The organism is Brenneria sp. L3-3C-1, from assembly GCF_016456245.1.
Classification (GTDB): domain Bacteria; phylum Pseudomonadota; class Gammaproteobacteria; order Enterobacterales; family Enterobacteriaceae; genus Brenneria.
On sequence record NZ_JAEMHF010000031.1, the window covers coordinates 1 to 1,101 of the forward strand.

General features: G+C 55.4%; 1 protein-coding gene. It reads right to left on the reverse strand.

Features of this window, described 5'->3' with window-relative positions; translation table 11 throughout:
• Window positions 1-9: 9 nt before the first annotated feature.
• Window positions 10-1,101 (reverse strand): elongation factor Tu (gene tuf / locus JG725_RS20550; protein WP_172291850.1); only part of this gene is annotated, 1,092 nt, incomplete at its 5' end.

Sequence of the window (1,101 nt, forward strand, 5' to 3'; positions counted from 1 at the left end):
TATCAGCGATTAAGCGATAACTTTAGCAACAACGCCCGCACCAACAGTACGGCCGCCTTCACGGATTGCAAAACGCAAACCGTCGTCCATCGCGATCGGCGCTATCAGGTTAACAACCATTTTAATGTTGTCGCCTGGCATTACCATCTCTACGCCTTCCGGCAGTTCGATGGTACCTGTCACGTCCGTTGTACGGAAGTAGAACTGCGGACGGTAGCCTTTGAAGAACGGCGTATGACGGCCGCCTTCATCTTTGCTCAGAATATACACTTCAGACTCGAACTGGGTGTGCGGCTTGATTGAGCCGGGTTTAGCCAGAACCTGACCGCGCTCTACGTCATCGCGTTTAGTACCACGCAGCAGAACACCCACGTTCTCACCCGCACGGCCTTCATCCAGCAGTTTGCGGAACATTTCCACGCCGGTACACGTGGTTTTCGTGGTGTCTTTGATACCCACGATTTCAACTTCTTCGCCCACTTTAACGATGCCGCGCTCTACACGACCGGTCACAACCGTACCACGGCCGGAGATGGAGAATACGTCTTCGATAGGCAGCAGGAACGGCTTGTCAATCGCACGTTCTGGTTCTGGAATGTAGCTGTCCAGCGCTTCAGCCAGTTCGATGATTTTCGCTTCCCACTCGGCTTCGCCTTCCAGCGCTTTCAGCGCGGAACCGCGGATTACCGGCGTGTCGTCGCCCGGGAAGTCGTACTGAGACAGCAGCTCACGCACTTCCATCTCAACCAGTTCCAGCAGTTCTTCATCATCAACCATGTCGCATTTGTTCAGGAACACGATGATGTAAGGAACGCCAACCTGACGACCCAGCAGGATGTGCTCACGCGTCTGCGGCATCGGGCCGTCAGTCGCGGCGACAACCAGGATCGCGCCGTCCATCTGCGCGGCGCCGGTGATCATGTTTTTCACATAGTCGGCGTGTCCCGGGCAGTCAACGTGCGCGTAGTGGCGAGTCGGGGTATCGTATTCAACGTGAGAGGTGTTGATGGTGATACCACGGGCTTTTTCTTCCGGCGCGTTATCGATCTGATCAAATGCGCGCGCAGCGCCACCGTAGGTTTTAGCCAGAACGGTAGTAAT